The sequence below is a fragment of the Algimonas arctica genome (genome assembly GCF_014652695.1).
GTDB lineage: Bacteria > Pseudomonadota > Alphaproteobacteria > Caulobacterales > Maricaulaceae > Litorimonas > Litorimonas arctica.
Genome location: NZ_BMZH01000001.1, coordinates 206,280 through 230,057 on the forward strand (window position 1 = coordinate 206,280; position 23,778 = coordinate 230,057).

Consider the following 23,778-nt stretch of genomic DNA (forward strand, 5'->3'; position numbering starts at 1 on the left):
CTTTTTCTTTGCGCCCAACCTTTTTCATTCAGCAAAACTGCGGTAGGCCGCCCCCATGTTTCGACGACCCAAAATTATGGGCATCTTGAATGTCACACCGGATAGCTTTTCCGATGGGGGACAGTTTAGCGATCTTGACGCAGCTGTGCGACACGCCCGTCAGCTGATCGATCAGGGCGCCGATATTATTGATATTGGCGGCGAGAGCACGCGACCCGGCGCACGTCTTGTGCCGTGGACGGAAGAACGTGACCGCGTGATTCCAGTGATCAGGGCGATCCGCACCGCCACGCAGGACGATGACCCCGGTCCTTTGATCAGTATCGACACGCGCAAACCCGAAGTGGCCGAAGCGGCGATATTGACGGGCGCAGACATCTGGAACGATGTCTCGGCCCTGACCTATTCAAACGACAGCGTCGCGCTCGCAGCGAACCTCGACTGTCCGATTATCCTGATGCACGCGCAAGGGACGCCGGACACGATGCAGGACAGGCCGAGCTATGACGATCCGGTGGACGAGGTGCTGGCTTATCTAAGTGACCGCATCGCGATCTGCGTTGCCGCAGGGATAGACCGTGACCAGATCACGATTGATCCGGGTATTGGCTTTGGAAAACGGTTGGAAGATAATCTCGCCATCCTACGTCACACCGCAAAATTCGCCGCGCTCGCGCCGACCCTGATCGGTACGTCGCGCAAAAGCTTCATTCAGAAAATAGACGGTAGCCCGGTTGAGCAACGCTTAGGCGGGTCGCTCGCGAGTATGCTCTATGCAGCGAACGAGGGCGCGGCAGTGTTGCGGGTGCATGATGTGGCGGAGACGATGCAGGCGCTAAGGGTTTGGGAGGGGATTGAGAATGAGTAAGCTCGCTGAATTTTCAGAGTATAATTTCAGAGAATCCGCATCTCGTTATGTTGAGACGTTAAGGTCTTTCGCACGATATATACTTCTTGGTGGTGGTGCTTCCTTAGCTTTTATTGCAAATCGGATTTTTCAAGAGGGTAGTAATTTAGGTAATAATTGGGCGGTCAAAGCCACTATAGTATTCTTCGCTGCAGCTATAATTACTTCTGGAATTACGTTGGTTCTACAAATTTTATTTTCTAAGTTTGAAGCCGACAATGCAGCCAATACTTACGGTTTTTTGGTTGGATATCGGTATACAGATGATCAAGAAATTGGTGCTGAAATGACCACTCAACTAAAAGCGTTTCAAGGGAAATCTGAGTTGTTCCCAAGAATATTGTTTGGATCTAGTTGCTTTTCAGGGATATTGTTTTCAGCTGGAATTATAACGAGTGTCATTTTTCTATTTGGAATTTTGCAATGAAAAGCCGCGTCCTCATCATCGCCGGTTCTGACTCCTCTGGCGGGGCGGGTATTCAGGCGGATATCAAAGCTTGCGCGGCGTTTGGCGCTTATTCGATGACCGCGATCACGGCGATCACGGCGCAGAACACGGTTGGTGTTCACCGGGTGGAATTGGTTTCGCCCGACATGGTCACCGCGCAAATTAACGCCTGCGTCGAGGATATCGGCGTCGACGTGATCAAGATCGGTATGTTGGGCTCATCCGCGATTATTCGCGCCGTCCATGCCGCGATTGAACCGCTGGACGCGCTGGTCGTCTTGGACCCTGTCATGGTGGCAACGAGCGGCGATCGCTTGCTCGACGAAGACGCGGTCGCCTTGATGAAAGAGTTAATGGTGCCAATTTCCGATCTGGTCACGCCTAATGTTCCCGAAGCCGAAATCCTGACGGGATTGAGCATCACGGATACGGACGAAATGTCGCGGGCGGGTGAAGCCCTGCTTGAAATGGGGAGCTATGCCGCGTTGATGAAGGGCGGGCATTTGGACCTGAAATCCATCGTCGATATCTTGATTTCAGATGACGGCGCGTCGGTGATGACCGGGCCGCGTCTTTACTCTCGGCACACGCATGGGACCGGATGTACTTTGGCCAGTGCCGCTGCCGCCGCACTCGCGCTCGGCGCAACCATGGAAGAGGCCGTCTCGTCTGCGCGGGATTATGTCTTTGAAGCGATCCGCACCGCGCCGAAATTAGGGCAGGGCCACGGCCCGCTTAATCACGGTCTGGCCTTACCGCCGGAATCGGAGGGCGGGGACGACCTCGATCCGGGCGTATCGAACCCATTCGCCGCTCTGAAGGGCTTGAAATCCGACTGACCATGACGCCGATAATAATCACGATGAACGCGACGATCAGCTTCCATGTGAACGGCTCAGACAGGAACCAAACGCCGATGATAACGCTGAGCACAGGCGGAAAGTAATTCAATCGCGCCATCGAGCTGGGTCCAACGCGGTCGATGAAGAAAAGATAGAGGATTGTGCCGACACTCGTTGACCCAATACCGAGTAATAAGATCATCGTCAGCGCGGGCGCATTGGGCACATGGCCTCCCGGATCTAGGATCAATGCGGCTGTTAGACCTGCGATACTGGCGGCGATCATCATGATGGCGGAGCCAACAGGTGCAGGCGTTTTGGGCGCGCGTTTGGCCGCCACAGTTGTGCCCGCATAGCAAAAGGCGCCGCACAGGATAATCAATTGCGATTTCCAATTGCCCGTGAGCCCGAGCCCAAATTGATCGGGCATAAACAAGACGGCGACGCCTAAAAATCCGATGAAGAACCCAAAAACCTTAAACAGGGTCAGCTTTTCGTCTGTAAAGAAATGCGCCAAAACGATAGTGATCAGCGGCATCGCCCCGACAATCACGGCGGTGAGACCGCTATCAACACTTAATTGTCCCTTGGCCATCAGCAAAAAAGGGATAACTGCCCCTGTCATTCCCAAGACGGAATACCAGATCCAACGGGGATCGCGAAAAGTCGGAAATCGATGCCCTGTTATAAGCGCGTAGAGCGTAAGCACCGTTGCGCCGACCAAAAGTCGCCACGCCGTCAACCAGAATGGGCTAATGTGATCGACCGCGACGCCAACAAAGTTAAACGCACTACCCCATATTAGGATCAAAGCGGCGCAGAGAGCGATCATGGCCGGACGAGATAAGGGCGATTTTTCCACGTTATGCCGTTGGCAGCGCGTCGCGACCGGGTCAACGGTTGGTCCTGTTTTACTGCTAAGCATCAGCGGAATGATTGCCCGCACTCGTTTTGAGCGGGTAAAGTGGGGTATGTTAAAAATAATTTCGTCAAGTTTCATTGTCTCTCTGGCCCTGGCGACCGCGGTCGCAGCGTCACCGCCCGGACCCATCCGCCCGCTCGCCCCAAAAGCGATGCTCTCCTATACCAATGGGTCTGATGTCGTGTCCGGACCTGCAATTGTGCAAGCCGATATGATCGCCGCTTTGAAGAGCGTTGAGGCGCATGGATTAAATCCAGCGGATTATCATCTGGATGCGCTTACCAATTATGGGACTGACGGAGACATGGCGATCTACGCCGTTGATGCGTGGATGAGCGCGGCGTCGCATATTGCCTTTGGCAAACTCTCTCCGAAATCAGTGGAGCCAGACTGGACGGCCAAAGGCCGCGAAGCGAACCTGAGCGCGCATTTGCGCGAGGCTTTGGCAAACGGCACATTGGTGAGCAGTCTTGATCGCTTGGCGCCGCAACATATGGCCTATCAATCGCTGACGACCGAATTGGCGGGGCGTTTAGCGGGCACTGTGGATGATCTCCCGGTGGTGCCGTCTGGTGTCACATTAAAGTCCGGCATGACGGGGCCGCGCGTCACGTTATTGCAGACACGATTGGACCTAGAGGCCACCGGAACATTTGATGAGGAGACTGTAGCGGCGGTGAAAACATTCCAAACCGCCAATGATTTGGATGATGATGGTGCCGTTGGCCCCGCGACTTTGCGTGTTCTCAACCGTAACCGAACGCATGAATTGGATCAGTTGCGCGTGAACTTAGAGCGCTGGCGCTGGTTGCCGGACGATCTTGGCCAAAAGCATGTGCGGGTCAATATCGCCGACTTCTCCGTGCAAGCGTGGCAGAATGGCCAAATAGACCGTGTTCATGGTGCCATCGTGGGGAAAACCTATCGCAAAACGCCGATCTTCTCTGACGTCATTGAATATGTCGTCATAAATCCGTGGTGGGAAACACCCTATAGTTTGGCGAGTAGGGATAAGTTGCCCTTATTCAAACGCGATCCGTCCGCCGTGCAGCGGCTGGGATTTCAGGTGTTGGATCAAGCCGGCACGCCTGTCGATGCAACAACGATTGACTGGACCTCTATTCCAGCTGGGACCATGCCTTATCGACTGCGGCAATCCCCGGGGCCAGTGAATGCCTTAGGGCAAGTCAAAATCATGTTTCCCAATGTCCACAATGTTTATTTACACGATACACCGGATCGCGGTTTGTTCGCACAGCGCCAGCGGGCCTTCTCGTCAGGCTGTATCCGAACTCAAAACCCTCTCGAACTGACCGCGTGGCTACTGTCTGATAAGGACGGCTGGGATCGGGCACGAATTGATCAGGCCGTCGAATCCAAGCGGGAAACCCGTGTTGATCTGGTGACGAAAACTCCCGTCCATGTCCTCTATATGACGGCGGTTAGTGATGCGGCGGGCGTCCGGTTCCTTGATGATATCTATGAGCGCGACACGGCTATACTGACGGGATTGAACCGGAAGGCTAACTCACGATGAAATTGGTCAAAGCGGGTGTGTTGCTGATTGGGGATGAATTACTCTCTGGTCGAACGCAGGACACGAATCTTGCAACCATTGCGACTTTCTTGGGGGCGCTGGGCGTCTCTGTCGGGGAAGCCCGGGTATTGCCGGATGATGCAGACACTATCACACAGACCGTTCGCGCCTTTAGCGAACAATTTGACTATGTCTTTACAACGGGCGGTATTGGCCCAACCCATGACGACATCACGGCTGATTGTATCGCGAGCGCGTTTGGGCTTGGCATTTCAGAACGCGAAGACGCGCTCGAGAGTTTGCGTCAACGCTACACCGACGATGAATTGAATGCCGCTCGCCGACGTATGGCCCGCATTCCCGACGGGGCGAGTTTGATTGCTAATCCTGTGAGCCAAGCCCCGGGGTTTCAAACGCAAAATGTGTTCACGCTGGCGGGTGTGCCACAGATCATGCGCGGCATGCTCGCTGATATTGGCCACCGGATCGAAGGCGGGGCAAAGACCTATCAGATATCAGTGACCTGTACCGGGATCGGAGAAGGCGACGCCGCCGCGCCCCTCGCGGCGCTGGAGGCGATTCATCCAAGCGTATCGATTGGCAGCTACCCATTTTTCAACGACGAATTGCGAGGCGTATCCTTTGTCGCCCGGGGTCAAGATGAAGTTCAGCTAAATCGTGTAAAAACGGCTCTGAACGCCCTTGTCGATAGCCTCACTCAGGGGTAGGGAGACCTCGTCTGCGGGCGTGGCGAAATGGTAGACGCGACAGACTTAAAATCTGTTTTCCGCAAGGAAGTGCCGGTTCGATCCCGGCCGCCCGCACCAGATTTCGGAGATATCGCCATGAAATCCGAACGGTTCAATTTTCCGGGTGCTTTGGGACATGATTTAGCCGGACGGCTTGATCTTCCTGACGATGGTCACATCATCGACTTTGTCGTTTTCGCTCACGGCTTTTCTATCGGCAAAAATTTCAAACCGTTGCATACGATTGCCAAGGCGCTCGTCGATGAGGGCTATGCCATGTTGCGATTCGACTTCACGGGTCTTGGCGGGTCGGGCGGAGATTTCTCAGACACCAATTTTTCGACCAATGTGCAGGAGATAAAATCCGCAGCCGCCTATTTGGAAAAACATTACCGCGCGCCCGGCATTCTGATCGGGCACAGTTTTGGGGGAACGGCGGCGTTACAAGCGGCGCAAGACCTTCCCTCCGTGTCGGCTGTGGCGACGATCGGAAGTCCCTGTAGCACGACTCACATTGTACATAATTTTGGCGATAAACTGGAAGAAATTATCGAAAGCGGACAAGCAGAAGTGATGTTGGGCGGACGGCCCTTTGTCATCAAGAACCAGTTTCTCGACGACATTAAAAAACATGATGTTGCGCAGGGTCTCGGAGACCTCAATCGCGCGCTCCTCATCTTTCACAGTCCGCAGGACAGCGTCGTCAACATCGATAATGCGGGCCACATTTTCCGGTTTGCCCGCCATCCAAAAAGCTTTGTGAGCCTAGACGGAGCCGACCATCTGCTCCTGAAAAATGACGATGATGCCGACTATATTGGCCGTGTTCTCACGGCGTGGGCGCATCGTTATGTGCGGGGCAATTCCGACAAAGCATCAACCAACGCCTGATAATCCGCTGGGGGCGGTGTCTCGAAGGATAAGACTTCTTTGGTGACGGGATGGGTGAAGCCCAGCATCCGCGCATGGAGCGCTTGTCGTTTGAAGTTGGCGACGGACTCCCGCACACGCAATTCAACATCAGATTTATCCGACATGAAGGCCTTCTGATTTCCGTAAAGCGGATCTCCCAGCAAGGGGGCGTTCAAATGGGCCATGTGAACCCGGATTTGGTGCGTTCGCCCGGTTTCCAAGCGACATTCGACCTCTGCGACGACGGGGGTGCCGACGCTGCTGTTCTTTTTCTGTCCGAAACCGCGTAAGGTTTTATAATGTGTCACGGCGTGACGGCCGTGCTCAGACGCGTGAATTTTATTGTTCGTCCCACGCACCACAGCCATTTTTTTGCGATCATGTGGCGCCCGTGCGAGCCGAGTTTCTACGCGTCCGTTGCGTGGATTTGGTCGTCCGCGGACGAGACAAATATAGGCCCGTTCCATTGAGTGTTCTGCGAATTGTGCGGCCAGACCGCGGTGTGCCTGATCGCATTTCGCCACGACCATGACACCTGAAGTGTCTTTGTCGAGACGATGCACGATACCGGGCCGCATCACCCCGCCAATACCAGAAAGACTATCGGCGCAATGGTAGAGCAAGGCGTTGACGAGCGTTCCAGACCGCGAGCCGGGGGCCGGATGAACCGTTAGGTTAGACTGTTTGTCCAACACGATCAGATATTCGTCTTCATAGAGGATTGAGAGCGGGATATCCTCGGGCGTTGGCGTGTCATCGATAGGCGGTGGCACATAGACCGCATATTCACTGCCCGGAACGATTTTTCCGGTCACTTTGCCGAGAATATTGCCGTCAACTCGGACTTGGCCATCCTCGATTAAAGCTTTGATCCGCGCACGAGACAATTCAGTCCAGCTCGACAGCCAGCGATCAACGCGCAATCCTGCGTCGCTCTGCTCAGCGGAGCGGGCTTCCCAGTGCCCGCTCGGTTTAGCGGTAGGGTCATCTGACTCGGACATGATGTTTGTTTCGGTTAAGACGCGGATAATGCGGCGGCGCATAACAGGTAGGCACGACCATTGGCACTGGCGAGTTCAGCCCGCAAACGTGAGGATTCAGTTATGTCGCTGAGGTAGCTATTATAGCTGCGACGAAATCCCTCAGCCCGGAGGCGGAATTCAAGATCAGCGGACAGAACGCCGCGTAAATGAATGATCGGCGAATTAAGGCGCGCGAAAACGGCCTCGGACTGCGCGGCTTCACCGCCTGACTGGCGGGCCGCTTCGGCCTCAGAAATCGTTCCGTCATCGACCATGGCGCTGGGGGCGAGCTTAACTTCGCATAAACGAGCCACAACGTCAGAGCCTTCGGGTTCCGGCGCACGCGGGGGCGGGGCGCGCAATGGAACACCTGGACCGGGTCGGTCCACGGCGGAGGCCGGCCTTGGGGGCGCTAAGCGCGAGGATTTAAAGTCTGGCTCCGTGATGGGATCGATTGACCCCAACATATCGCGCCAGCGCCAGTTCTTGTCAGTCTTTTCAGGCTTTCCGCGACTCAACCCACGGCTAGCAGAATCGACCTCTCCCGGGCGGCGGATAACATCGGGCTGCTCAGGTGCGTGCGTGACGATATCGAAAGGCTCATCGATGATTGCCTCAACAAGATCGAGCGTGTCGTCATCATCGTCTTCGGGAATCGATAAATCATCCTGATCAAGCGAAGGGAAATCAGTATCAAGGGGCGTAAAATGAACGCGTTTGGGCGTGGCCAGTGTCTTTGGTTGTGGCGGTAACGCTAAATCTGCGGATTTTGCGCCGTCCATACGCGATTGCAGGGCCCGAAGCTCGCTTTCCATAATCGAAATTTCGCGACGGGTCTGCGCGACACTATCGCTAACACGATCCGCAATATCGGCTGTAAAGGCGCGAGACCGCTTATCGGCGTCGGATAATGTGCTGTCGATGTCGGATAAGCGGGCCGTGAGTTGCGCCTGTACCTGTCCGGCGTGATCGAGCAGGTCGGTCAGGCGGGACTCGGTGATTTCAAGTTGAGCATCGACAGCTCCGAGTTTTTCAGTTTGGCTATAGAGTGCCGTTTCAGCCAACCCTTTGTCATTCGTCAATCGTTCGGATAAATCTGAAAGCTGTTGCGTCCGGCGCTCGTAAAAATCATCTAGCTCTTCGGCTTGTGCCTTGATGCGCTCAGAGAGTGAACTCAGGCGTGTCTCGGCGGCTGTGATTGAGGTATGGGCGGTTGTTGCCGCCGTTGCGATGGCGTCCCCATGCCCTTCTGTCAGTTTGGTTGCATGATCGAGCGCGTCGCTGGCTTCGCCGACACGTTTCGCAGCGGCTTCGCCCGAGGCGTCTAAGGCGTCCCGTTGCGTTTTAATATTTTGGATTAAGGCGGTCATCCGCGTGTCGAAATCTGTTGATAGGTCGGTGAAGGCGTCTCGTTGATCCGTGACCGTCTTGGCAATTGTCTCAGACCTGTCGGTAAGACGTTGCGTCATACCGTTCATTTCGATCGATTGACGCGTGATCAGGGCCACCAGTGTGTCAAGCTCGTCACGGGACTGCGCGAGACGACTATCGACTTGGGCCAGTTCGCGTTTGATCGCACTGGACATGCGCGCAACATCTGATGTGACGGATTCATCTGCACGCGTGAGGCGGTCGGCTACTTCCGCGAGCCGGAGAGTCTCTTCACGGTTCGCGCGCAAAGCCCGCAATGTCGCCCAAAGTGCAATGACAGCCATCATGGGCACAATAATCGCCATAATAAGCCCAGCGAGGCCAATTGGTGAGATAGCGCCTGATTCTGTGATGTAAGCAAAGACAAGGGCGCCAATTGCGAGACCTGTGAGACCAGTCATTATGGGCCCCACCCATCCCAAACGCGCAGTCGCGGGCGCTGCCGGGGCACTATAGGCGGGCTGAGCCGGGGCAGCGTGTGAGGTTTCTGGGGGCGAGGCCATAGGCCGTTTCAAAACAGGAGCTGAAGAGGATGCTGAGATAGGTTTAATAATGGCTGTGATAAAGTCGGGATGCTCAGACGGATGGTTTTCAATCCCAGCGTCAGGGTCCAAGACTTTGTTTTCTAACGTATTTATTTCGATTTTCGTGTCATTTAGCGCTGGACCGGTTATGCGCTCGGGCGTTTCTTCATCGTCATCATCGATGGTTTCGACAAGCTCAAAAATGGGCCGGTTTAAAGGTGCGGGGATGTCGACGATGGTGCGAAGCAGCGGAGGACTATCACTCTTCGAAACTGTCTCACCCTTAGCGTCAGGTGCTTCGGGGACGAGCGCAATCGGGTCTTCATCTGGCTCAGGTTCGATGGAGAAGATCTTCTGGCTGATATCGGACACGGTCCCCCTTTCGACCCGGATCACGGGATTCGTTCAATTTTGCTATCACAGGACGGCAAGTGACGAAAGTCGGTTCGGAAACGATCCTTTTAGATGGGGGCTGTCTGCGCGCGTGATTTCCGGGTGATGTAAAGCAGAACGAGGACAATACTGAGGATGACGATGACCGTGATCGCATCACCTGTGGGTTCTGGTTTGACCTGCCAAACGGAGGGCGTTGGGAGAACCGAGTTTTCATAATTGACGAAAATTGCGGCGAATGTGTTGTTGCCGGCGTGAACGCCAATCGCAGATTCGAGGCCATCATCAATTAAAACCATCAAGCACATCGCAAAGCCGAAGAAGAAATAGCCGCTCATAATGATCGGTAAGTTCCCGGCTTCTGCGGCGGCTTGTGCCTCTGGGTTGGCAAGGTGCAGCGCCATGAACAAGCCGCTGGTCAGGGTGAAAACCACCCATTTATTCCCGAACACATGGATCAGCCCTTTATTCATATAGCCGCGAACCACGATTTCTTCGGTCGCGCTTTGGATCGGCAGCAATAGCAGCGAGAGGATGGCATAAGGCAGGAAACGCGCCGCATCGAAAACAAATTCTGGCGGGTTGTCGCTAAAACGGCTCGCGATAAATCCATATGTTCCGAGCACGACCCACATGATGATGAAAGCCTGCAAGGCCCGCTTCCATCTGAATTTGGAGAGAGACGTATGCAGCGCTGTGAGGTGACGTTTATGTATGAGCTTCCAACCGAGATAGAGCCCGCCCAATGCGGCAGGAAAGGTCAGGAGCATCAACATATAGGCCAGAGGCGACAGGCCAATGACGGAGAGTACCAAGCTGTTCGCTTCCGCCATTGGGGACATCATCTGTGTCAGGGCGAAAACTGCAATGATTGTAAAAATCATGCTGATTGCCCATGACAATATCGATGCCCGGCTTCTTTTCCCTAGATAATGGAGGCCTAGACTGACCATGCTGACAGCCAAAAATATTAGACTCAGCAGTATTGTAATGATGAAAACTGGGTCTTCGACTATTCCCATGTGGGGCTGCGCAATTAAAGCCACTTCCATTGCCGTTGCAGGGTCTAATTCAAGAAGCATCTCACTAAATGGAGATACGAACGCAGCGCTTACGAGTTGCCACACAACGACCATGAACCAAAAAACGGCGATCCAGTCATACCAGCGAACTTCGCCATTTTGGAAGCGGTCGTAATAATTCATTGTTAGTTTCAGTCCAATCAGAGCAGCGGTTGAGGTATGCCTAACCGCATCTTCGTAATTCGCAAGAGATAGGCGTGTGCTATGAGTGAACGGCAAATCGATTTCGATCACCTGAACAAATATGTCGGTGGCGATGTTGCCCTGACCCGCGAGATTTTTGGGCTTTTTGTCCACCAGACGGAAATGTGGGGGCGTGGACTTGATCCGGCCTCTGACGATGATGTGTGGGAATCCGTTACCCATTCTTTGAAAGGGTCGGCCAAAGCTGTCGGTGCCGTCAATTTAGCAACACTATGCGAGGCGGCAGAAGCTTTGGTCGGGGACAAGCGGCGCATGGGAGCCCGCGATGTTGCTGTGCAGAATATCGAATTCGCGATTGAGCAGATACGCACTGAAATTCAACGCTGGGAACACGCGCAAAGTCTCAAAGACCTTCGCGGCGAATAAAGTCGCCGTCGCCCCGGGAAGGACGACGGCGAGACAGAGAGATTGCGTGAACTCTGTATTTTTCGACCTGGGACAAGGCCGTCCCGAAAGCCTTAGCCTTCGGTGTTATGTCTGTTGTAAATTGTAAAACTTACCAGCCAACTGACAAACAAGGTCAAGCCGGCGTTAAGATCATCTTTGATGGGTGAGTTGCCCTTGGCTGTCTGAAATCATCAATATTTCGCCGTAAATCTGTCTAACTTGCCTGCGATCACGGGAGAGCGCATAATCTCTTTGTGGATTTGGGAGGCGAGTCGAATATGAGCACACAAAAAGGCTGGATTTTGGGGCTGTCGCTGGCCTCCATATTGGCAGGATCAGGCGCATTGGGATATTTTCTCGGCTCTGATCGCTCAGGCACGACAGGTTTATCGCCGCAAACTATCACGCAATCCGGCGTTGACCGCCCCGTGTCTAATGGTCCTGATCTTGCCGCGATTGACGCAAGTCCGGCCTTTGACAGTGAGCAAGGCACCCGCACCCTCAGCTATCTGGGTCTGAATGCCACCACAGAAGAGGGAACCCCCAAAGTCTGCCTTCGGTTTTCCTCTCAGCTTAATGCTGATAGCGTAATCACTGACAAAGCCTTCGTTCGTGTTGCCCCTGAGGCCCCGTTCTCTCTACAAGTCGACGGTCGTTCGTTATGCCTATTGGGGCTGGACGAAGAGGCCGAACAAACGGTGACAGTTCTCCCCGGATTTGCGGCGGCGAACGGAGCTGAGCTCACACAACAAATAGTTGAGACCGTCACATTTGATCCGAAACCCGCGATGGTCGGTTTTGTGGGTGACGGCATCATTTTACCCCGAACAGATAATGCGGTTTTGGGCCTGAAAGCCATGAATGCCGATGCTGTCGACTTGACCCTCTATCGCGTCAACCACCGCGCCTTGTTCGACCAAACGCCAGAGATGGGCGAGACCACTGTCGAGGGCGACTGGTCTTGGAATAGTGAGGCGTGGAATACGCGCGTTGAAATTCATACGGATCAAATCGACATGTCAGGTGCGGTCAATGCCTTGGTCGAAGTCGGCTACCCGTTGGCGTCAGTCGTCTCCGAGAATGGGCCTGGCGCCTATATCGTCGAGATCAAACGCGCCACGGAAGCCAACCGCGCCGCGACGGCGTGGCGTTGGCTCTACGTCACTGACTTGGCCTTGGCCTCTTACAGGACATCTGATGCGCTTGATGTGACTGTCCGCTCGATTGCAACAGCCCGTACAGTCAGTGACGTCAAACTCACTGTCATTGCCCGTAATAATGATGTGTTGGCGGTGGCTCAGTCAGACGCGAATGGACGTGCCCGTTTTCCGGGCGCCGCACTTCGGGGCACAGGGAATATGGCCCCAAAAATGGTCTTGGCCTATGCGGGTGATGAGGATTTTGCTGCGCTTGATCTGGCGCGCAGCCCGCTTGATCTGACAGCATACGACGTGACAGGCCGCGATGCGTCTGGCCTGGTTGATGCCTTTATGTTCACCGAGCGCGGTGTCTATCGACCCGGCGAAACGGTCCATTTGACGGCCCTCATCCGTGATGCGCAGGCGAAAGCAGCTTTTGACCGTGACGGAACACTGATCATTCGTCGTCCGGACGGAACAGAATTTTCTGAGGCGCGGGTTAGTCCGCGCGATGAGGCTGGGGCGCTGATCCGGCAGATTTTATTGCCGAAAGCGGCGGCGCGCGGACGTTGGACAGCGGAACTGTCTTTGGATGGTCTTGACGTCGTTGGGAGCGTACGTTTCGCAGTGGAAGACTTTATTCCGGAACAGCTTCGTCTCGATGTGCGCGCGGATGAATCACCTGTTCAACTGGGAACGCCTCGACCGCTGACGATCGCGGCAGATTTTCTATACGGCGCAAAGGGGCGGGGGCTTGACGCCGAAGCTGAGGCCCGTGTGTCTGTGGACCCTAATCCGTTTCCGCAATGGGCTGATTATGGTTTTGATGACGCGGTCGAAACATACCGGGAACAATTTGTCTTCTTTGGCCAAGGGTCAACATCTGAGGATGGGTTGTTCCAAACATCCATTGAGTTGGCCGGAGATGAATTCCGGTCTAGCTCACCTTTGCGCCTCTTCGTGACAGCAGGGGTCGCGGAACCAAGCGGACGTTATGTCCGTGACAGCCTGTTCCTGCCGCTACGATCCGAGCCTGTCTATGTTGGCTTCGACCCTGCCTTTGATGGCGGCTACGCCAAGCGAAATATGCCCGCAAATATTGCGCTCATAGCCGTTGATGCCATGGGCGAGCAAATCGCGGCGGACGGCACGATTTCGCTAATCCGCGAGGATTATGATTATCATTGGTACCGCGAAGATGGCCGCTGGCGCTACCGTCGCGACCGTCGGGACATCATTGTTGAAGAGGCGTCTCTGTCTCTCTCAGCGAATGAGCCTTATCAGTTTTCCAAAGCGCTACCCTACGGCGAATACCGCCTACAATTTGTAACGGATGCGGGCGCTCGGTTCTCTTATCAGTTTGGTTCTGGCTGGCGCCGCGCAGGCGGGGATGCCGATACGCCGGACCGTCTTGAAATTGGGCTGAGCCAAGCCAGTGTGACGCCGGGCGACACAATCGTGCTGACCGTGAACTCACCCTTTTCGGGCGTGGGTGAACTCGTGATCGCCGACCGCGCTGTGAAGACGGTGCAAACGATCCGGATTAACGAGGGTGAATCCGAAATTCGATTGCCCATCTCTAAGGCCTGGACGACAGACTTGTATGCCATGGTGACAGTTTACACGCCGGGTGCAGAAGCTCAGCCGCGTCGCGCCGTCGGTTTGGTCCATATTCCCATGGACCGTAGTAAACAGACCCTCGCGGTTTCGCTTGATATGCCAGAGCGAGTTCTGCCTCGCACGCAACAAGAGGTCGTCGTGAAAGTGGCCGGATTGGACGGGGAGCAGGCGTTCTTGACGCTGGCCGCCGTCGATACGGGTATTCTGCAAATCACGGATTATAATCCGCCAGAGCCAGACGCATATTATTTTGGAAAACTGGCGTTTCCTATCGACGTGTTTGACGATTACGCACGGATGCTCGCGCCATTTTCCTCGCGAGACCGTGTTGGCGGTGATGCGCTCGGTGGGGCTGGATTATCCGTTGTTCCGACGACGGTGGTTAGCTTGTTCCAAGGCCCGGTAAGTATTCGCAACGGGACAGCAACCGTCACGCTTGATGTTCCAGATTTTCAAGGCGAACTCACGGTCATGGCTGTGGCTTGGTCGAAGACGAAACTCGGCAGTGATTCAGCGCGTATGATCGTTCGGGATCCTGTGACCGTGCAACTCTCACTGCCGCGTTTTCTTGCGCCGGGGGACCGCGCGATTGCGACCGTGGCGATGGACAATGTCGATGGCGCAAACGGTGACTATATCGCGCTTGTGAGCCGCGACGGTTTGGATGTTGGCGAAGCCCAGCGGACGTTGGCTCAAGGAGAGCGCAGCGAAGACGGGATCGCGCTGGTCGCTGAGGGTGCGGGTGTTTCAACCTATACACTCTCGGCGCGGGGACCCGATTTTACGGTCTCTCGCGATTATCAAATCGAAACCCGTTCTGCTAATTTACCCGAGACCCGGACGCGCTTTGTGAAGCTTGATGCTGGGGCGGACGTGACGCTCGATTTCACAGAGGATCGCAGCGGCCTGATCGCGCAATCGATGGAAACGCTTGTATCTGCGAGCTTCTCGCCGGGACTCGATCCGCGTCCGTTGATCGCGTCACTGCAACATTACCCCTATGGCTGTACGGAGCAAACTGTCAGTGTCGCGATGCCGCTCTTACTCTCTGAAAGTCTCGGAAACATTCCCGGATTTGGCGATGATCAGCGCCGTCGATCGGTGCAAGCCGCCGTCGACACGGTGTTAAGTCGACAAAGCTCAGATGGGGCGTTCGGATTGTGGAGTCGGGGAGACGGTAATGCCAGCCCCTATCTGCAACTCTATGCCAGTGACTTTATCCTACAAGCAGAGGCCGACGGTTTGACCGTCCCAGCCGGCGCAAAACGCCGGACACTGGATGCTGTCCGTTCAATCGTAAACCTTGATGAAAACACAAGTCTGTCACTCGATTACAATTTCGGTTTGGATAATGACTCGCCGGATTATGAACTCCGCTCCGCTGAGCGTGCGGCTATCGCATCGGCTTTGTTGGCGCGGCATGACCGTGTGAAGAAGTCAGATTTGCTTTATCTCGACCGCCGTTTTGGCGAGCGGATGAAGAGTTCGATTGCGCAGTCACACTTAGGGTTTGCGCTTGCCGCAATGGGTGAAACTGACCGTGCCCAAGCCGCTTTCGCGCGCGCTGCCATCCGGATCGGAGATGAAGGAATGAGCTATTATGACAGTGACGTCCGCAACGCGGCCGCACTTGTGGCTCTGTCAGACACGCTGCCAGAAGCGGCTTTGACGTCCGCCATGTTGACCTTGCAGGTTGATCAACCTGAAAACCTCAACACGCATGAAAAGTCTTGGGTTCTTCGCGCTTTGGCAGGGCGTCGCACGAGCGGCGTCCCGTTCAGCGGTAGCTCAGACTGGATTGTATCCGGTGCCGCCGCCAGTCGGACAGTTTCTGATCAAATACGGTCGCTGACCCTGTCTAATTCTGAAAGCGCGCCTGTCTGGGTTCAAGTGTCCGTAACGGGCCGTTCGTCCGGCGTAACTCCAGCTCGCTCGCAAGGCGCAACATTGGCTAAAACGCTGTTCGATATGAACGGTAATCCAATGCGCGTCGGAGCAATTTCGCGTGGGGAACGACTGGTTATTCTCATCGACGCCGACGCGGGCAGTCGCGACTCCGCGATGTGGATCATGGCCGACCTCTTGCCAGCAGGGTTTGAGATTGAAACGATCCTGACGCCAGAGGATGCGGGTGAGACGGGTCCGTTCGCATGGTTGGGTGATTTATCGTCTGTAGACATGACGGAAGCGCGGGATGATCGGTTTATTGCGTCTTGGCGCACCGCGTCGCGTTATGACGATAGCACCCGCCGGGTCGCCTATGTCGTCCGCGCCGTCACTCAAGGGGACTTCACCCTGCCGGGCGCGCATTTGGAAGATATGTATCGTCCAAGCCGCATGGCATCGACTGCAAGCGGGCGAATTTCTGTCACGCCGCAACCGACGCTTTGAGAAAAAAACCGCTCATACTCGCAGGCGTCATTGCGCTAACGGTTGGCTGGTTCTGCTTGCCAACCCTTCCGGATGACGCCGATACAGTCTCCTCTGTCTTGCGCGACAGGAGCGGTGAAATTCTCCATATTGCGAGTGTTGAAGACGGTCGTGTTCGGCTTCAAGCCGATTTAGATCGGATTGATCCCGCGTATATTGAGGCATTAATCGCGATCGAAGATCAGCGATTTTACAGCCATATGGGTGTCGATCCGCTGGCGATTGGGCGGGCGATCAAAAGCAATTTCAGCGCGGGTGAGGTTGTGTCCGGCGCGTCGACTCTGACGCAACAACTCGGGCGTCAATACGAGCCGCGACCGCGGACCTTGCCGACCAAAATGATTGAAGCGATTGAGGCGGTTCGTTTTGATCTGAGGATGAGCAAAGACGAGCAATTGGAACGCTATCTGACTCGGATTTCTTACGGATCTAACATTGAAGGGATTGAGGCCGCCTCGCGCATATGGCTCGGTAAATCGCCCCGTTATTTAAGCCCAGACGAAATCGCGCTTCTTCTCGCCCTACCGCAGTCACCAGAAGCGCGTCGTCCGGATCGTAATCCCGTAGCCGCCAAAACAGGGCGTGACCGTGTGCTCGACCGCATGGTCACGGGTGGTTTGCTCGATCGTGACACGGCGATTATGGCCAAAGCACAGCCTGTGCCGACACAGAAGCGCGCCTTACCGAACCGGGACATCCTCGCACACCAGACCTTTGGCGGCGGGATCAGTACGCTGAATGCATCAGAGCAAGCCCGCGTTGCCCGGCACTTGGCCGACTGGACCCACAAGCAGCCCGTTCCCGTGAATGCCGCCGCGATGATTATCCATGTGCCAACCCGCGAAGTCCTTGCTTTGGTCGGGACGGGCGCACGAGACCATGCGGGCGGCTGGATTGACATGACTGATCGGGTGCGGTCACCCGGATCGACTCTAAAACCGTTTATTTACGCGATGGCGCGCGATGACGGGACGCTGGATATGGACAGCGATATGCGCGACGCCCCGACCCGATTTGGCTCCTATCGCCCAGAGAATTTCACGCGCCGCTACCACGGCACTGTGACCGTGCGCGAAGCGCTGCAACATTCGCTCAATGTTCCGGCGGTCACAGCCTTGCACGCCGTTGGTGCCGAACGGTTCCGGGCGGCATTGTCGGCGGCAGGTCCAGAGGCACGCGGTCGGGTTGGCGACACAAAAGGGGAAGGCTTAGCGCTGGCCTTGGGTGGTACAGGCTTGTCAGCACGCGACCTCGCCGTACTTTACACGGCATTGGGTAATGGCGGCGAGGCGGGGCCCTTGCGATTTAAACCGGATGCGCCGGAGGGGGAAATATACCGCCTTGTGTCAGCGGAAACGGCCAAGGCGGTAACGGAGGCTTTACGCGGCGCGCCAGTACCCAAAGGCTTTGCCAATATGTCGGGTATCGGGCGTATCGCCTATAAGACCGGGACATCCTATGGTTTTCGCGATAGTTGGGCCGCCGGGCTGGCGGGTGAATATGCCGTGATCGTTTGGACCGGCCGCCCGGACGGTGCGCCGCGACCGGGCGCGACGGGTCGGGGCTCCGCGGCGCCACTTTTGTTTGATATCGCCGCACCCTTTGCGGACGTGGTCCGTGACGGGACTACGATTGACGCGCCGACGGCCTTGAAATCAGTGGCCGCGCAGACGGATGATGGTCCGATTATTCTGTTCCCATCCAGCGGGACGGAGGTGCTGCAAAGCGGACGAGGACTATCGATTTCTGTTGATAGTGAGCTGCCTGTGCAATTGTTCGTGTCGGGTGCTCCTGTGCCGCGTCAGGGTGGCTTATCTGTCTGGACACCGGACGCACCGGGCTTTTACCGTGTCAGTGCAATCGACACAAAAGGCCGATCAACGAATGCCGATATCCGTGTCGTCACGCGTGACCAATTGATCGACGCGCCGCCGCAGTTCCGCTAATTCCGCGGCGAACCAGTCATGCCGCTTGATCCACCCATTATTGCGCCAGGACGGATGTGGCAGGGGCATAATTTTGGGGCCATAAGCGCGCCAATGACGCACCGTTTCTGTTAAATTGCGTTCAGCTTTTGCGCCCAAAACATGTTTCACGGCATACATCCCGACCAGCAATGTGAGCTCAACTTGCTGCAATTGCGCGTCTAATTGGGGATGCCAAAGTGGCGCGCACTCACGGCGAGGGGGCAAGTCACCGCCTTTGGCATCCTGTCCCGGAAAACAAAACCCCATCGGCGTGACAGCAAAATTATCGACATTGTAAAACTCTGCGGGCGTGACAGCCAACCACTCGCGCAAGCGTCGACCCGACGGATCATTGAATGTCAGAGAGCTCGCGTGGGCGAGCGTGCCCGGGGCTTGTCCAATAATTCGGATTTTGGCGTGTTTCCCGACTTGTAGAACAGGATTGGGTTCAACGGGCAGAGGGGGATTGGCATGGGCGCAAACACGACATGACCGGATCTCAGTGAGGAGGCTTTCGAACTTCGGCATTCAAGACTCCTCTGAAAGGGCAAACCATTCTACAAACAGGCGAAGATAACGCGTGAAATCTGCGCGTCTTTCCGTAATGGAAGACTTATGTCTGATAGCTTTTTTTCTCATATTTCTAATGAACTCGAACAGATCGAGGCTGACGGGCTTTATAAACGCGAGCGGATCATCACGAGCGCGCAAGACGCGGAAATTCAAATTCAGGATAACGGTAGCAAAGACGTCCTGAATTTTTGCGCGAACAACTATCTCGGTCTGGCGGACGCACCGGAACTCATCGTGGCCAGTAAACAAGCCCTCGATGATCATGGGTTTGGGATGGCGAGTGTGCGGTTCATTTGCGGAACGCAGGGCCAGCACAGAGAGCTCGAACACGCGATTGCGCAGTGGCTCGGCTATGACGACACGATCCTTTATGCCGCTTGTTTTGATGCCAATGGCGGCTTGTTTGAGCCCCTACTTGGTCCCGAAGATGCGATTGTGTCGGACAGCCTTAATCATGCGTCGATCATTGATGGCATCCGCCTCTGCAAAGCCAAACGCTACCGCTACAAGAATAATGACATGGCCGACCTTGAGGTCCAATTGAAACAGGCGCGTGAAGACGGTGCGCGCCATATTTTAATTGCGACGGATGGTGTGTTCTCCATGGATGGTACGATCTGCAATCTTGCTGGCGTCGTCGCGCTCAAGAAAAAATATGATGCTTTGCTCATGGTGGATGATTGTCACTCCACCGGCTTTATGGGCGAGCAAGGTCGTGGCACAGCGAGCCAATGCGGCGTTCATGATTTTGAAGGCGGGCGCGGCGTTGATATTCTCACTGGAACGCTTGGCAAGGCGCTCGGCGGGGCGATGGGCGGCTTCACCTGCGCGCGCCAAGAAGTCATCGATATTCTGCGCCAGCGCTCGCGGCCTTATCTCTTTTCCAACAGTCTTGCGCCTAATCTCGTCGGCGCGTCGCTTAAGGCTATCGAAATGGCGAAAGAGGGCGACGATTTGCGCGTGCATTTGTTTGAGAATGCAAAACGGTTCCGCGACGGCATGACCAAGGCGGGGTTCGATCTCCTGCCCGGTGAACACCCGATTATTCCCGTCATGCTGCACGATGCGAAAGTGGCGCAAGACATGAGCACGCGGCTGCTGGATGAAGGTATCTACGTTATCGGGTTCTTCTTTCCGGTTGTCCCCAAAGGACTGGCGCGCATTCGCACGCAGATGAGCGCGGCGCATACGCCAGAGCAAATCGACCGCGCTATTGCAGCGTTTACAAAGGTCGGAAAAGACCTCGGTATTGTCTAGTTGCTAAGTTGATGCAGACATATCGCAAATATGAGGCCCACGGTCACAGCGAAACCTGCCGAATGACGGCTGTTTTTATAGGCGTTCGGGAAGACTTCGGAGGCGAGCGACACCACGACGGTCCCCGCCGCAAATCCACGAATGATGCCCAAGACGCCTTCGCTGACATAGGTCAAAGAAAAATAACCGATCAGCGCGGCCGCGGCAAGAATTACGGCTGTTCCCGACCACAGGGCAAGAATGCTGCCGACGCTACGTCCGCCGTCTCTCATTTGTTTGGCGCTCCCCGCGGCTTCGGGCAGATTCGACAAAAAGATCGACCCTGCCAGAGCGGCGACAGCTCCGGGGCCAGCGCCAATCAGAGCCACGCCCAAGGCGAGATTTTCCGGAATGCCGTCCAACGTCACTGCGACCAGCAATCCGCTTCCTTCAGAACGCTTTACCTTTTCGTCGATGATATAATTCACACAGGTGAAGAGGGTTCCGCCTGCCAAAATCGCGACCATCACAAACAAGAGTCCGGCTTGCTCAATCGCGGGCTCGATCAATTCCAAGGTTATGGAAATGATCAAGGCGCCTCCAGCCATGGCAATAAGCCATCCCATAACCCGGTTGCTCAACCATCCCGACAACCCGAGTCCTGCGCCCAAAATGAGCGCGCCCGACACGAGGGCTATCAAAATCCAAACCAGCATGGGCTGTCCTTTATGGGTTTGCCTAACAATAGAGATGTTCAATGGTCGATACGATGAAAGCGCTGGTTAAGGCAAAGTCAGAAAAGGGCCTCTGGATGCAAGATGTACCTGTGCCAGAGATCGCTCCGAACGAAGTGCTGATCCGGATAGAAAAAACCGCCATCTGCGGCACCGATATGCACATCTATAAATGGGATGAGTGGGCACAGAAGAATGTGCCCGTACCCATGGTGGTGGGTCACGAATATGGCGGTACGGTCGCGGCTATCGGCAGCACAGTCACACGGGTTAAAGTGGGGGAACGGGTTAGCGGGGAAGGCCATGTCGTTGGCACGCGGTCGCGTAATGCGCGCGCGGGCAAGTTCCACCTTGATCCCGACACCAAAGGGATTGGCGTCAATTTACCGGGCGCATTTGCGGAATATTTGGCCTTGCCAGAATTCAACGTCATCCCCCTTGGCGATAAGTTTGATTTAGAAATCGCGGCTATCCTCGATCCCCTCGGCAATGCGGTGCATACGGCGCTGGCCTATGACTTGGTCGGCGAAGATGTGCTGATTACGGGGGCTGGGCCGATTGGTATTATGGCGGCGCGTGTCTGTGAACGGGCCGGTGCACGGCGGATTGTCCTCACCGACATTAATGATTGGCGGCTTAACTTCGCTAAATCGATCACGTCTCGCACGACCATGGTCAATTCGATGAATCAGGATTTGAAAGCGGTGATGAATGATATCGGCATGACCGAAGGGTTCGATGTGGGTTTGGAAATGAGTGGGGCGAAGCCAGCCTTTGATCAAATGCTCGACACCATGTTGATGGGCGGGAACATGGCCATGCTCGGTATTCCCGCGACGCCTTACCCGGTTGACCTTGGTAAGATCGTTGGCAAAGCGCTGACGCTCAAGGGGATCTACGGACGGCAAATGTATGAAACATGGTTCAAGATGCTCGCCATGATCGACAGCGGCCTCGATATGAAAGCCATGATTACGCACCGTTTCCCGGCTCGCGATTTTCAACAGGCGTTTGACCTGATGGAAACGGGTAAAACCGGGAAGGTAATACTCGACTGGACACAAGTGTGAGCGCCGACACCGTTCCGCTGACGGGCTATGTGCGGTTCACTGAGGCCGAGATGGCGGCACGGTTAGAAGATTTTCGTATGCATATGTCCAAGCGTCGCACGATCAGAGACTTTGCCGACACGCCTGTGCCGCAGGCGCTGATCGAAACGGCCATAAATACAGCGGGCACCGCGCCGAGCGGGGCGAACTTTCAGCCTTGGCACTTTGTCGCGATTTCTGATCCTGAGACAAAAAAAGCAATCCGAGAGGCCGCTGAAGACGAAGAGCGGGCCTTTTACAACGGCCGCGCGTCGGATGAATGGCTGGACGCGCTTGCGCCGTTGGGCACGGATGATCAAAAACCGTTTCTCGAAACGGCGCCGTGGCTCATAGCTGTGTTTGCGCAGAAACGCGGCGAGCATGGGAAGAACTATTACGTCACAGAATCAGTCGGTCTGGCGACTGGCATGCTGATCACGGCGCTGCATTCGGTTGGACTTGGTACGCTGACCCATACGCCTGCACCGATGACGTTTCTGCGTAATATTTGCGAGCGCCCAGAGACAGAAAAGCCGTTCGTGCTGCTAGTCGTTGGGTATCCAGCGGACGGATGCACCGTGCCTGCCCATGCGCTAGAGAAGAAGTCGTTAGACGAGATAGCGACGTTTAAGACTTAGCTCGTCATCGCTCGGTCCAACACCGCCGGATCAACATTGCCGCCGGATAAAATTACCACCACGCGCTTATAGGAGTTCGGCAGTCGCCCCGTCACGACCGCCGCCATAGCGGCTGCGCCGCCGGGTTCCAACGTCACATTCAGATGTAATTTGGCGAGCTTCATGGCGTAGAGGCAGTCTGCGTCCGTTACATCGAAAACATCCTTGAGTGACCGTGAATTGATCGGCCAGGTAAGGGTGCCTGGCAGGGGCGTCATGATCGCGTCACAGAGTGTCTCGGGCGGATTATCATTGATACTGCGCCGTTCACCCGCGCGCAGACTAATTTGGTGATCATTATAGCCGACGGGTTCCGCGCCAAAAATATGTGTGTCGGGACTTTCTTTATTCATTGCGAGGCTAATCCCGGCACAGAGGCCGCCGCCGCCGAGACAGGTCACAAGGCCATCAAAGGCATATCCAGACCGCGCGATTTCTAAACCCATCGTGCCTTGCCCAGCAATAATGTAAGGGTCGTCATAGGATGGGACGATGGTGCGCCCATCACGCGCAGCGATACTGGCGGCAATGTTTTCGCGGCTCTCAGTCAGGCGGTCATAACTGACGACCGTTGCCCCATCACGAAGAACGCCCGAGACTTTCACGGCTGGGGCATCGGTCGGCATGACGATGATGGCATTGATGCCGAGCTCTTTGGCGGCGCGAGCGACCCCTTGCGCGTGATTGCCGGAGGAGAACGCGACGACCCCCGCGGCACGCTCAGCCTTATTCATTGCGGCCAAGCGATTGCGCGCACCGCGATATTTGAACGCGCCAACATGTTGCAAACACTCAGCCTTGAAATAAATTTCTGCGCCGGCAATCGCGTCAATGCTCGATGAATGGAGCAGTGGTGTTTTGACGGCGTGACCCTCCAAACGCTCTGCCGCCTTTATCACATCCCTGTAAGTCGGTGCGCCCATCTTGCTCTCCGTATTGACCGCCCCCCCCTTG

The 23,778-nt window shown here is 55.4% G+C and carries 19 protein-coding genes and 1 tRNA gene; 13 read left to right on the forward strand and 7 right to left on the reverse strand.

The annotated features are described in order from the left end of the window. The first annotated feature begins 55 nt into the window (after positions 1 to 55). The 3 genes from folP to thiD are packed head-to-tail and all read left to right on the forward strand — an operon-like array spanning position 56 to position 2,194. On the forward strand, positions 56 to 868 hold the full coding sequence (gene folP / locus IE105_RS01015) for a dihydropteroate synthase (protein WP_233353911.1): 813 nt from the start codon (positions 56 to 58) through the stop codon (positions 866 to 868). After that, on the forward strand, positions 861 to 1,334 hold the full coding sequence (locus IE105_RS01020) for a hypothetical protein (RefSeq protein WP_189494444.1): 474 nt from the start codon (positions 861 to 863) through the stop codon (positions 1,332 to 1,334). The genes folP and IE105_RS01020 overlap by 8 nt, the downstream gene beginning before the upstream one ends. Continuing rightward, entirely contained in the window at positions 1,331 to 2,194 is an 864-nt protein-coding gene (thiD, locus tag IE105_RS01025) for a bifunctional hydroxymethylpyrimidine kinase/phosphomethylpyrimidine kinase (protein WP_189494446.1), read from the forward strand. Before IE105_RS01020 ends, thiD begins: the two co-directional genes overlap by 4 nt. Here thiD and IE105_RS01030 read toward each other — a convergent pair. Then, on the reverse strand, positions 2,091 to 3,059 hold the full coding sequence (locus IE105_RS01030; RefSeq protein ID WP_189494448.1) for a DMT family transporter: 969 nt from the start codon (positions 3,057 to 3,059) through the stop codon (positions 2,091 to 2,093). The genes thiD and IE105_RS01030 overlap by 104 nt on opposite strands. Before the next feature lie 109 nt (positions 3,060 to 3,168). Here IE105_RS01030 and IE105_RS01035 point away from each other — a divergent pair, with 109 nt between their 5' ends. From IE105_RS01035 to IE105_RS01050, 4 genes are all read left to right on the forward strand, one after another. Continuing rightward, complete coding sequence (locus IE105_RS01035) at positions 3,169 to 4,656, forward strand: L,D-transpeptidase family protein (protein WP_189494450.1); 1,488 nt, start codon at positions 3,169 to 3,171, stop codon at positions 4,654 to 4,656. Beyond that, on the forward strand, positions 4,653 to 5,384 hold the full coding sequence (locus IE105_RS01040) for a competence/damage-inducible protein A (RefSeq protein WP_189494452.1): 732 nt from the start codon (positions 4,653 to 4,655) through the stop codon (positions 5,382 to 5,384). Before IE105_RS01035 ends, IE105_RS01040 begins: the two co-directional genes overlap by 4 nt. 13 nt (positions 5,385 to 5,397) lie before the next feature. After that, a tRNA-Leu gene (locus tag IE105_RS01045) sits at positions 5,398 to 5,483 on the forward strand. Between the two features lie 18 nt (positions 5,484 to 5,501). Beyond that, positions 5,502 to 6,296: an alpha/beta hydrolase family protein gene (locus IE105_RS01050; RefSeq protein ID WP_189494454.1), complete on the forward strand. Its 795-nt coding sequence runs from the start codon at positions 5,502 to 5,504 to the stop codon at positions 6,294 to 6,296. Here the strand turns inward: IE105_RS01050 and IE105_RS01055 are convergent. The 3 genes from IE105_RS01055 to IE105_RS01065 form a co-directional block, all read right to left on the reverse strand. Next, positions 6,254 to 7,318 (reverse strand): RluA family pseudouridine synthase, encoded by a 1,065-nt coding sequence (locus IE105_RS01055; protein ID WP_189494456.1) that lies wholly within the window; start codon positions 7,316 to 7,318, stop codon positions 6,254 to 6,256. The two genes, IE105_RS01050 and IE105_RS01055, sit on opposite strands and share 43 nt — an antisense overlap. A gap of 14 nt (positions 7,319 to 7,332) precedes the next feature. Then, complete coding sequence (locus tag IE105_RS01060) at positions 7,333 to 9,666, reverse strand: coiled-coil domain-containing protein (protein WP_189494458.1); 2,334 nt, start codon at positions 9,664 to 9,666, stop codon at positions 7,333 to 7,335. A gap of 89 nt (positions 9,667 to 9,755) precedes the next feature. After that, positions 9,756 to 10,571, reverse strand: coding sequence for a CPBP family intramembrane glutamic endopeptidase (locus IE105_RS01065; protein WP_189494460.1), 816 nt, complete (start codon positions 10,569 to 10,571; stop codon positions 9,756 to 9,758). 402 nt (positions 10,572 to 10,973) lie between these two features. Here IE105_RS01065 and IE105_RS01070 point away from each other — a divergent pair, with 402 nt between their 5' ends. The 3 genes from IE105_RS01070 (at position 10,974) to pbpC (ending at position 18,495) form a co-directional block, all read left to right on the forward strand. Then, the gene (locus tag IE105_RS01070) at positions 10,974 to 11,339 is read left to right on the forward strand and encodes an Hpt domain-containing protein (protein WP_189494462.1); all 366 of its coding nucleotides are present in this window, start codon (positions 10,974 to 10,976) and stop codon (positions 11,337 to 11,339) included. 299 nt (positions 11,340 to 11,638) lie between these two features. Beyond that, entirely contained in the window at positions 11,639 to 16,510 is a 4,872-nt protein-coding gene (locus IE105_RS01075) for an alpha-2-macroglobulin family protein (RefSeq protein WP_189494464.1), read from the forward strand. After that, the gene (pbpC, locus tag IE105_RS01080) at positions 16,507 to 18,495 is read left to right on the forward strand and encodes a penicillin-binding protein 1C (RefSeq protein WP_189494466.1); all 1,989 of its coding nucleotides are present in this window, start codon (positions 16,507 to 16,509) and stop codon (positions 18,493 to 18,495) included. The genes IE105_RS01075 and pbpC overlap by 4 nt, the downstream gene beginning before the upstream one ends. On the opposite strand, the gene IE105_RS01085 is transcribed toward pbpC, so the two are convergent. After that, a complete protein-coding gene (locus IE105_RS01085) occupies positions 18,427 to 19,044 on the reverse strand; it encodes a uracil-DNA glycosylase family protein (RefSeq protein ID WP_189494468.1) in 618 nt (205 codons plus the stop codon). The two genes, pbpC and IE105_RS01085, sit on opposite strands and share 69 nt — an antisense overlap. 87 nt (positions 19,045 to 19,131) lie before the next feature. Here IE105_RS01085 and kbl point away from each other — a divergent pair, with 87 nt between their 5' ends. Next, a complete protein-coding gene (kbl, locus tag IE105_RS01090) occupies positions 19,132 to 20,346 on the forward strand; it encodes a glycine C-acetyltransferase (RefSeq protein ID WP_189494471.1) in 1,215 nt (404 codons plus the stop codon). On the opposite strand, the gene IE105_RS01095 is transcribed toward kbl, so the two are convergent. Beyond that, positions 20,343 to 21,041 (reverse strand): ZIP family metal transporter, encoded by a 699-nt coding sequence (locus IE105_RS01095; RefSeq protein ID WP_189494473.1) that lies wholly within the window; start codon positions 21,039 to 21,041, stop codon positions 20,343 to 20,345. The genes kbl and IE105_RS01095 overlap by 4 nt on opposite strands. Positions 21,042 to 21,094: 53 nt before the next feature. Between IE105_RS01095 and tdh the strand changes: the two genes are divergently transcribed. Both tdh and IE105_RS01105 read left to right on the forward strand, forming a co-directional pair. Then, the gene (tdh, locus tag IE105_RS01100; RefSeq protein ID WP_189494973.1) at positions 21,095 to 22,129 is read left to right on the forward strand and encodes an L-threonine 3-dehydrogenase; all 1,035 of its coding nucleotides are present in this window, start codon (positions 21,095 to 21,097) and stop codon (positions 22,127 to 22,129) included. Positions 22,130 to 22,179: 50 nt separating this feature from the next. Next, positions 22,180 to 22,785, forward strand: coding sequence for a nitroreductase family protein (locus tag IE105_RS01105; RefSeq protein ID WP_189494975.1), 606 nt, complete (start codon positions 22,180 to 22,182; stop codon positions 22,783 to 22,785). Here the strand turns inward: IE105_RS01105 and IE105_RS01110 are convergent. Next, complete coding sequence (locus IE105_RS01110) at positions 22,782 to 23,747, reverse strand: threonine ammonia-lyase (protein WP_189494475.1); 966 nt, start codon at positions 23,745 to 23,747, stop codon at positions 22,782 to 22,784. The two genes, IE105_RS01105 and IE105_RS01110, sit on opposite strands and share 4 nt — an antisense overlap. Positions 23,748 to 23,778: the final 31 nt, after the last annotated feature.

Bases quoted from the DNA above. Each gene is read 5' to 3' on its own strand.
- thiD (WP_189494446.1), top strand. From the start codon at position 1,331: ATGAAAAGCCGCGTCCTCATCATCGCCGGTTCTGACTCCTCTGGCGGG.
- IE105_RS01055 (WP_189494456.1), bottom strand. From the start codon at position 7,318: ATGTCCGAGTCAGATGACCCTACCGCTAAACCGAGCGGGCACTGGGAA.
- tdh (WP_189494973.1), top strand. From the start codon at position 21,095: ATGAAAGCGCTGGTTAAGGCAAAGTCAGAAAAGGGCCTCTGGATGCAA.
- IE105_RS01020 (WP_189494444.1), top strand. From the start codon at position 861: ATGAGTAAGCTCGCTGAATTTTCAGAGTATAATTTCAGAGAATCCGCA.
- IE105_RS01075 (WP_189494464.1), top strand. From the start codon at position 11,639: ATGAGCACACAAAAAGGCTGGATTTTGGGGCTGTCGCTGGCCTCCATA.
- IE105_RS01040 (WP_189494452.1), top strand. From the start codon at position 4,653: ATGAAATTGGTCAAAGCGGGTGTGTTGCTGATTGGGGATGAATTACTC.
- folP (WP_233353911.1), top strand. From the start codon at position 56: ATGTTTCGACGACCCAAAATTATGGGCATCTTGAATGTCACACCGGAT.
- IE105_RS01110 (WP_189494475.1), bottom strand. From the start codon at position 23,747: ATGGGCGCACCGACTTACAGGGATGTGATAAAGGCGGCAGAGCGTTTG.
- IE105_RS01070 (WP_189494462.1), top strand. From the start codon at position 10,974: ATGAGTGAACGGCAAATCGATTTCGATCACCTGAACAAATATGTCGGT.
- IE105_RS01095 (WP_189494473.1), bottom strand. From the start codon at position 21,041: ATGCTGGTTTGGATTTTGATAGCCCTCGTGTCGGGCGCGCTCATTTTG.
- IE105_RS01085 (WP_189494468.1), bottom strand. From the start codon at position 19,044: ATGCCGAAGTTCGAAAGCCTCCTCACTGAGATCCGGTCATGTCGTGTT.
- IE105_RS01035 (WP_189494450.1), top strand. From the start codon at position 3,169: ATGTTAAAAATAATTTCGTCAAGTTTCATTGTCTCTCTGGCCCTGGCG.
- IE105_RS01065 (WP_189494460.1), bottom strand. From the start codon at position 10,571: ATGATTTTTACAATCATTGCAGTTTTCGCCCTGACACAGATGATGTCC.
- kbl (WP_189494471.1), top strand. From the start codon at position 19,132: ATGTCTGATAGCTTTTTTTCTCATATTTCTAATGAACTCGAACAGATC.
- IE105_RS01050 (WP_189494454.1), top strand. From the start codon at position 5,502: ATGAAATCCGAACGGTTCAATTTTCCGGGTGCTTTGGGACATGATTTA.
- IE105_RS01105 (WP_189494975.1), top strand. From the start codon at position 22,180: ATGGCGGCACGGTTAGAAGATTTTCGTATGCATATGTCCAAGCGTCGC.